At 59.5% G+C, this 8,380-nt stretch carries 7 protein-coding genes and 2 pseudogenes; 5 read left to right on the top strand and 4 right to left on the bottom strand.

Going from position 1 to position 8,380, the window contains the following annotated elements:
* Both ACTH3D_RS03105 and ACTH3D_RS03100 read right to left on the bottom strand, forming a co-directional pair.
* Window positions 1–400: pseudogene (locus ACTH3D_RS03105) on the bottom strand (metallo-dependent phosphatase); the annotation flags it as partial.
* Window positions 401–530: 130 nt separating this feature from the next.
* Window positions 531–1,655, bottom strand: a complete 1,125-nt coding sequence (locus tag ACTH3D_RS03100) for an RNA-guided endonuclease InsQ/TnpB family protein (RefSeq protein ID WP_441665142.1) — start codon at window positions 1,653–1,655, stop codon at window positions 531–533.
* A 62-nt stretch (window positions 1,656–1,717) separates the two neighbouring features.
* On the opposite strand from ACTH3D_RS03100, the pseudogene ACTH3D_RS03095 reads away from it, so the two are divergent.
* Window positions 1,718–2,176, top strand: a pseudogene (locus ACTH3D_RS03095) (IS3 family transposase); the annotation flags it as partial.
* A 116-nt stretch (window positions 2,177–2,292) separates the two neighbouring features.
* On the opposite strand, the gene ACTH3D_RS03090 reads toward ACTH3D_RS03095, so the two are convergent.
* Complete coding sequence (locus tag ACTH3D_RS03090) at window positions 2,293–2,499, bottom strand: hypothetical protein (protein ID WP_441665140.1); 207 nt, start codon at window positions 2,497–2,499, stop codon at window positions 2,293–2,295.
* Between the two features lie 155 nt (window positions 2,500–2,654).
* Between ACTH3D_RS03090 and ACTH3D_RS03085 the strand changes: the two genes are divergently transcribed.
* The 4 genes from ACTH3D_RS03085 to ACTH3D_RS03070 all read left to right on the top strand — a co-directional run bounded on the left by ACTH3D_RS03085 (window position 2,655) and on the right by ACTH3D_RS03070 (window position 6,721).
* On the top strand, window positions 2,655–3,557 hold the full coding sequence (locus tag ACTH3D_RS03085; protein WP_441665138.1) for an NAD(P)-dependent oxidoreductase: 903 nt from the start codon (window positions 2,655–2,657) through the stop codon (window positions 3,555–3,557).
* A gap of 100 nt (window positions 3,558–3,657) precedes the next feature.
* Entirely contained in the window at window positions 3,658–4,503 is an 846-nt protein-coding gene (locus ACTH3D_RS03080; protein WP_441665136.1) for an AAA family ATPase, read from the top strand.
* 3 nt (window positions 4,504–4,506) lie between these two features.
* A complete protein-coding gene (locus ACTH3D_RS03075; RefSeq protein WP_441665134.1) occupies window positions 4,507–5,685 on the top strand; it encodes a vWA domain-containing protein in 1,179 nt (392 codons plus the stop codon).
* A 175-nt stretch (window positions 5,686–5,860) separates the two neighbouring features.
* Window positions 5,861–6,721, top strand: a complete 861-nt coding sequence (locus ACTH3D_RS03070; RefSeq protein WP_441665132.1) for an N-acetylmuramoyl-L-alanine amidase — start codon at window positions 5,861–5,863, stop codon at window positions 6,719–6,721.
* 21 nt (window positions 6,722–6,742) lie between these two features.
* Here the strand turns inward: ACTH3D_RS03070 and ACTH3D_RS03065 are convergent, their stop codons facing one another.
* The gene (locus ACTH3D_RS03065) at window positions 6,743–8,287 is read right to left on the bottom strand and encodes an acetyl-CoA hydrolase/transferase family protein (RefSeq protein WP_441665130.1); all 1,545 of its coding nucleotides are present in this window, start codon (window positions 8,285–8,287) and stop codon (window positions 6,743–6,745) included.
* Window positions 8,288–8,380: the final 93 nt, after the last annotated feature.

Raw genomic sequence — 8,380 nt, 5'->3', positions numbered from 1 at the left:
CCGAGGCAAAAGCAGGCGACAGGGCATCGCCACGGTAGTTTTGTGGAATGCACTCGGCCAGTGGCGCGTGGTGGCTGATCACCACCCGCGGACCGGCGAATGGCTTGGCCAGCTCCTGCTCCAACCAGGCTAACGACTCAGCGTGTAGCCGCTGACTCTCCGCCGGAGTAAATATCTCATCTTCCGGCTGCTCAATGATGTGGAAGTCTGGCATCAGCGCCAGCGCTTTATCTTCAGTCAGCGCCGGATCATTATCGGGCTGATCAGCATAGAGCGCGAAGTCAGTCCATAGTGTGGTGCCATGAAAGCGCACCCCGCCAAGCGTCAGGGTACACTTATCCAGCAAATGGATGCCCAAACGCTGGGCCTCCTCTGCCAACTCCCGACGCAGCGCGGGCATACAGCTTCGGTAGAATTCATGATTGCCAGGCACCTGACACTCCCCCCCCGTCGCGCCAGGCGCTTTGGGCGAGGGTTCTTGGGTCACCCCGAGAACCTTCCTGCTTCAGCACGCCTTCACTAGACCGTAGCTAGGCCACGGCCCCCGATCCAGTCGCTCCACAGGCTAACCCCGCCAGTCCGGCGGTTCGGATATTGTTCGCCGCGTTGATGTCGCGGTCGATGGCCCGGTCACAGCCATCACAGTGCCAATGGCGCCGCGACAGCGGCAGTTTTTCGACTCGATGGCCGCAGCCGTGGCATGTTTTGCTGCTGGGCAGCCACTGGCTCACCTGAACCAGTTGACGGCCGGCCCATTCGGCCTTGTAGGCAAGCTGGCGCACGAACTCGCCCCAGCCGGCATCGCTGATGGCTCTGGCCAAGGCACGGTTTTTGACCATGCCGGTGATATTTAGCGACTCGACACAGATCACTTGGTTTTCGTTGATCAGTGTGCGAGTGGCTTTATGCATCGCATCACGGCGGCAGTCCGCGATTCTGGCATGCAGACGCGCCACTTTCCGGCGCATTTTGTGGCGGTTGTTCGAGCCCTTTTTCTTCTTGGCCAGCCGGCGTTGTAGGTAGGACAGTTTGGCAGCATACCGCTTGAGGTGGCACGGGTTGCCGGACTTCTGCCCGTTGCTGGTGATGAACAGGTCAGCCAGCCCCAAGTCAATGCCGACGGCATGAGGCGATACCGGCAACGACTTGGGCGTGAACTCGCATAGACAGCTAATGAAATAACGGCCGGCACGGTCGCGCGAAATCGTCACGCTGGACGGGGCGCTGGGCAGCGGCCGGCTCCAGCGGATCGGCAGCGGTGCCTGTGTTTTGGCAATGGTGATGTTGCCATCGCGATAGCGGAAGGCAGCTTTGGTCAGCCGGATGGATTGCCGACCACCCTTGGTCTTGAAGCGCGGATATCGCGCCTTCAGCGTTGGATTGAAGAAGTTGTCGAAGGCGGCTTTTTGATCGCGCAGGGCTTGTTGAAGGGTTACGCTGGACACGTCTTTCAGCCAGGGGTAGTCAGCCTTGAGGGCTACCAGCCGCTTTTCCGCTGCCGAGTGCGATATGGTTTCATCACGCAGTTGATACGCTTCGGTGCGATAAGCCAAGGTGTTGTTCCAGACAAAACGCACGCAGCCGAACGACTGCGCCAACAATCCCGCTTGCTCGGGCGTGGGATAAAACCGTTCTTTGTAGGCACGCTTTGTCATACTATATAAATATCAGGCTATATTCAGGATTTCAACCGGGCACCAGGGCAATCGCATGTAAAATCACCGAGTTCAAAGTGAATGGCCAGAAGCTCTATCTGTCACCGGTTATGGGTCTGTATAACGGAGAGATCATTGCCTTTCAGACAGGACCGCGTCCGGTGTTCGATCTAGTGAGGGGTATGCTGAAGATTGGCAGGTTGATGCCAGGGGATCGGCCGCTGCTCCATTCAGATCAGGGCTGGCATTACCGCCGCCCCAGCTATCGCCGCCTGGTGGTGGAGAAGCGGATACTCCGCAACATGTCACGGAAAGGGAACTGCCTGGACAATGCCGCCATGGAGAGCTTCTTCGGTACCCTGAAGGCCGAGTATTTCCACCTGAACCGGTTCAACACCATTGAGCAGCTGCAGCAAGGGCTTGACCAGTACATCCATTACTACAACCACGAACGCATCAGGCTGAAACTAAACGGCCTGAGCCCCGTACAGTACAGGACTCAGGCCTTGGGCGCCGACTGAGTGAACTGTCCAACTATTGGGGGTCAGTTCAATACCGAACTATCCTTTATGTTTCAATTGCGAACGAGTCTCGACGTGCGATTGCCCTGAACCGGGCACCGCATGGCGGTACGCCCTTATATCACCGCCAGAGTGGGCGATGCCTTACGGGCAGGTTGGTAAAGAATCGGCGTACCGCTGAAACGCTCAGCAGCCCAGCTGAGTCCTCGGGTCTTGCGCGAGATATCACCGGCGAGAACCACTACATCGCACGCCACGTCCGGCAGCTCCCGCCCTCCATCAAAGCATTCAAGATGCAGATCGGAGAGTATCCTGAGTCGCATGGCATGGCCTCCTCTGAAAAGAGCCATTGTCGCCATCCGGGAGGCGCTGCGCCAGCAGCAGCCGGTGATAAAGCAGCCGGCGACTTCGAGTAGCATCGTCCAGTGCAATCACGCATCCTGTGACTTTATTCTTTTTCAGCCTTGGAGATCTGCCCATGACCCAACCCCGACTCGGTTTCATTGGCATCGGCCTGATGGGCGACCCCATGACCCGCCGCCTGCTGCAGGCGGGCTTCGACGTGTGGGTATGGAACCGCACGCTAGCCAAGGCCGAGACACTGTGTGAAGCTGGCGCTCACGTGGCCGGCTCCATCGGCGAACTGGTTGCAAGCGTGGATGTCGTGATGCTGTGCCTGGCCAACACCGATGTGGTCGAGACGGTGGTGTTTGGCGAGGGCGGCGTGGCGACCCACGGCCGACCTAATCAGCTACTGATCGACTTCTCCAGCAGCGACCCCGCGGCAACGCGGGACTTTGCCACGCGGCTGGAAGATACCTGCGGCATGCGCTGGATCGACTGCCCGGTGTCCGGCGGCGTGGCGGGAGCCGAGGCCGGCAGCCTGGTAATGATGGCCGGCGGCCAAAGCACCGATATTGAGGCTCTCCAGCCGTTGCTTGAGCCACTTTCCACACGAGTGACCCATATGGGCCCGGTAGGTGCGGGCCAGGTTACCAAGGTGTGTAACCAGATGGTGGTGGGCTGCCAGGCCGCGGTGATCGCCGAGATGGTAGCGCTAGCTGAGACTAGCGGCGTGGATGCTGGACGCCTGGCGGAAGCGTTGGCCGGCGGCTTTGCCGACTCCACGCCCTTCCAGATCCTGACGCCGCGCATGGCCAGAAGCGACTTCGCCAACCCTGCCTGGCATCTGCGCACTCTGCTCAAAGATCTCGACATGGCGGTCGCCCAGAGCCAGCGCAGCGGCAGCGCCACGCCCATGAGCGGCCTGGCCGCCCAACTGATGCGCAGCCACGCCAGCCAAGGATTCGCCGAACAGGACCCGGCCACACTGGTAACCGCCTATCGTACGCGCTCCAATGGAGAAGAAACGAAGGTCTGAAAAACGCATGATTTGTCCCCATGGCGCGCCTTCCGTACACTTGTTTGAATACGTATCGCTTTTTTTTATTCAGCTCCAACTACCGGTTGAGACTTTCCCCATGGCGTTTGATTCCACTTCCACCTATGTAGCCACCGAGTCCCTCAAACAGGCCGTTAATGCCGCCGTCATCCTGGAGCGGCCACTGCTGATTAAAGGCGAGCCCGGCACCGGCAAGACGCGCCTGGCTGAGGAGCTGGCCGCATCGCTGAACACCCAGCTGATCACCTGGCACATCAAGTCCACCACCAAGGCCACACAGGGCCTGTACGAGTACGATGCCGTTAGCCGACTGCGTGACTCTCAGCTCGGCGTTGAAGGCGTCGAGAATGTCGCCAACTACATCAAGCCCGGCAAGCTGTGGGAGGCCTTCACCGCCGACAAGCGCGTGGTACTGCTGATTGATGAAGTCGACAAGGCCGATATCGAGTTCCCCAACGATCTGCTGCAGGAACTCGACCGCATGGCGTTTCACGTTCACGAGACCAACGAGACCATCAGTGCCCAGCACCGGCCGATCATCGTGATCACCTCTAACAACGAAAAGGAGCTACCGGATGCCTTCCTGCGCCGCTGCTTCTTTCACTACATCGAATTTCCTGACCGCGAGACCATGCAGGCGATCATCGATGTGCACTATCCCGACATCGCCCCCAAACTGGCCAGCGAAGCGCTACAGGTATTTTTTGAGCTGCGTGAAGCGCCTGGGCTCAAGAAAAAGCCCTCTACCTCCGAGCTGGTCGACTGGCTCAAATTACTGATGGCCGACGACCTGGCCCTGGAGGCGCTCTACCAGCGTGATCCCAGTAAAGCGCTGCCCCCACTGGCCGGTGCGCTGATCAAGAATGAGCAGGACACCCAGCTGCTGCAGCGGCTAGCCTTCATGGTCCGCCGTCAGGGACGTTAAAGCATGTTTATCGGTCTGTTTGACACCCTGCGTCGCTTTGATGTGCCAGTGTCGCTGCGCGAGCTGCTCGATCTGCATGCCGCAGTGGAGCGCGGCGTGGTGTTCGCCGACACCCAGGCGTTCTATCAGGTGGCGCGCACGGTGATGGTCAAGGACGAGCGTCACTTCGACCGCTTCGACCGCGCCTTTTCCAGCTGGTTTGAGGGCATCGAAGACATGGACGCCGCCATTGAGGCGTTGATTCCCGATGACTGGCTGCGCCGCGAGTTCGAGAAACAACTCAGCCCGGAGGAGAAAGCCGAAATTGAATCCCTGGGCGGCCTGGAAAACCTCATCGAGACCTTCAAGAAGCGCCTCGAAGAGCAAAAGGAACGCCACGCCGGGGGCAACAAGTGGATAGGCACCGGCGGCACCAGCCCGTTCGGCGCCTATGGCTACAACCCCGAGGGCATTCGCATCGGCCAGGACGGTTCGCGTCATCGCAGAGCGGTGAAAGTATGGGACGAGCGGCGTTTTCGCGACTATGACGACGATGTGCAGCTGGGTAATCGCAACATCAAGATGGCACTACGCCGGCTGCGCCGCTTCGCCCGCTCGGGCGCCGCCGACGAGCTGGACCTTGACGCCACCATCCGCGACACCGCCCGGGATGCCGGCCTGCTCAATGTGCGCATGCGCCCCGAGCGTCACAACGCAGTCAAGGTCCTGCTGTTGCTCGACGTGGGCGGCTCCATGGACGACCACATCCGTGCCTGCGAAGAGCTTTTCTCGGCGGCACGCTCCGAGTTCAAGCACCTCGAACACTACTACTTCCATAACTGCGTGTATGAAGGCCTGTGGCGCGAAAACACCCGCCGTCACGAACGACCGGTGTCGACCCTGGAGGTGCTGCGCACCTACGGCGCCGACTACAAGGTCGTGATTGTCGGCGATGCGGCCATGTCACCCTATGAAATTACCCACCCTGGTGGCAGCGTGGAGCACTTCAACCGCGAAGCCGGTGGCGTATGGCTTAAGCGGGTGGTCAGCGCCTTCCCGCATCTGGTATGGATCAACCCCTCACCGCCCGATCACTGGGAATACACCTATTCTACCCAGCTGATCCGCGAGCTGATCGAGGATCGCATGTACCCCATGACACCAGCGGGGCTGGAAGACGCCATGCGTGAGCTGGTGCGCTGAGCCCAGCGGGCCGCGGGTCGCTTTACATTAATCCTGCCGGGCACTGCACTGCCTGGCTTCTAAATCATGAGTACAGTCGCTGAGTAAAGAACGCACGGCACAGCCAAAGCGTGGCACAACCAACCGCAAAAAGACGCCGCAGCGCACCAGCCGAAGCGCAAGATTTGGCGGCTGGATGCTAATGCTGAGTGGCTGCGCGTTGTTGGGCGGCAGTATGGATCATGCCGGGCAGGGTTTCGCACCGGGCTATACGCTAGACACCCGCTTCAGCGCCACCGATCACGACAGCCGCGTGAAGCATCTGGTGTTTCACTACACCTACGAGGACCAGAGTCCTTCTCTGAATGCACTGACCAGCGGCGGGGTCAGCGCGCACTATCTGATTCCCGGCCCCGGGCAACAAGGTCCGAGTGGCCCGCTGGTCATGCAGCTGGTGGATGAATCACGACGCGCCTGGCATGCCGGCAGTAGCGCCTGGCAAGGCAGGCGCAACATTAACGACACCAGCATCGGTATCGAAATCGTCAATCGTGGTCCCTACCCCATGAATGCGGCTACGCTGACCCAAGCTTTGATGAGCGGCGATGCCCAGGGCATTCCCTGGCACGAATATGATGAGACCCAGATTGAGGCACTGATTGCGCTGTCCCAGGACATCATCGCCCGTCATCAGATCGAACCCTGGCAGGTGCTTGGCCACTCCGACATTGCACCCACCCGCAAGATTGATCCCGGCCCAGCATTTCCCTGGAAGCGGCTCTACGACGCCGGAGTGGGCGCCTGGCCGGACGACAACACCGTCAATCATTATTACCGACGCTTTGCCAGCCAGCCGCCCTCGATGGGAGAGCTGCAAAAAGCGCTGGCCGACTGGGGTTATGACGTGACTGCCACCGGCACCCTCGACACTGCGACCCAATCAGCCCTTTCCGCATTCCAGATGCACTTCCGCCCGGCTGACTACCGCGGTTTCCCCGACGCGCAAACCGCCGCTATCCTGTGGGCGCTGCGTGACAAGTATCTGGTCGGCGACTGATCGCTAGACTGTCGATACCTTCTAGCCTTCAGCAACACGACCCAGTGGTTCACGAAGCTGGAACGCCTGCATACTCCCATCACGCTCCACCGCTGCGTGCCAGGACAGCGCCTGTTCCAGACAGTGTGGCGTGTGTCCCCCACGCTCGCAGGCCTCCTCGAAGTAACTGCGCAACGCCGGGCGATACAGCGGATCAGCACACTTCTCAATAATCACCGCAGCCCGCTCACGAGGCGCTAAGCCCCGCAAGTCAGCCAAACCATGCTCGGAAACCAGAATATCTACATCATGCTCGGTGTGGTCAACATGGCTGGCAAAGGGCACGAAGCTCGAAACATCACCGCCCTTGGCCAACGATTTAGTCACAAATATCGACAGCTGAGCGTTGCGCGCGAAATCACCCGAGCCGCCAATGCCGTTCATCATCCGGGTGCCACACACGTGGGTCGAGTTGACGTTACCGTAGATATCCGCCTCAAGCGCCGTATTGATGGCAATAATACCCAGCCGACGCACGATACCAGGATGGTTGGACAGCTCCTGAGGGCGCAGTACCAGACGATCTCGATACTTGTCCAGATGTGGCCAGACGCGCTCCCCACAGTCTTCCGACAGAGTGATCGAGCAGCCCGAAGCAAAGTCGAGCTTGCCGCTATCCAGCAGATCAAAGGTGGAGTCCTGCAATACTTCGGAATACATGGTCAGGTGCTCAAAAGGCCCATCAGCCAGGCCGCTCATTACCGCATTGGCCATGGTGCCGATACCAGCCTGCAACGGCAGCAGCGAGGGCGCCAGCCGTCCGGCCTCAACTTCAGCAGTGAAAAACTCAATCAGGTGGTCAGCGATCCGCTGGGTATCCTCATCCGCCGGCATGACCGTGGACGGGCTGTCCTTTTCTTGGGTAACAACAATGGCAGCAATACGCGACGGATCCACCGGAATGCCTGGTGAACCGATTCGGGTGTCTGCCGCAACCACTGGAATCGGCGGGCGCGTGGGACGCATCTGCGGAATATAGATATCGTGCATGCCTTCCAACGCTGCCGGTGACGACAGATTCAGCTCAACAATGATCTTGTCGGCAAGGATGGCGTAGCTAGCAGAGTTGCCCACCGAAGTGGTCGGCACGATATGTCCTTCTTCAGTAATCGCGCAGGCCTCGACAACCGCCACGTCGATCTCACCCAACTGGTGGTTACGCAGCAACTCCACAGTTTCCGACAGGTGCTGGTCAAGAAACATCACCTTGCCATCGTTGATAGCGCGCCGCAGAGTGGCATCGACCTGAAACGGCATGCGCCGCGACAGCACATTGGCTTCGGTTAGCAGCTTGTCCAGATCATTGCCCAGCGAGGCGCCGGTCATCAAGGTGATTGACAGCGGCTCACGCCGGGCCTGCTCAGCCAGTGCCCGCGGCACCGCCTTGGCTTCACCGGCACGGGTAAAACCGCTCATGCCCACAGTCATGCCATCCTTGATCAGCTCAGATGCCTGCTCAGCACTTTGCACAAGATCAAGCCCGGGAGCCCAGCGGCAGCGTGACTGAAGAAGCGTATGATCGACCATGGTGAACTCCCTAATCAGTACAACGAGTCATGTAATAGTTATAGGTTAAATGTCGGCGTTAATATTCTCACGTAAATCGTTATCCTGCTATTA

Source organism: Halomonas sp. (assembly GCF_052095765.1).
In the GTDB taxonomy this organism is placed as follows: Bacteria; Pseudomonadota; Gammaproteobacteria; order Pseudomonadales; family Halomonadaceae; genus Halomonas.
Note: the sequence above shows the minus strand (reverse complement) of the source record. Positions and strands in the feature narration are given on the sequence as shown.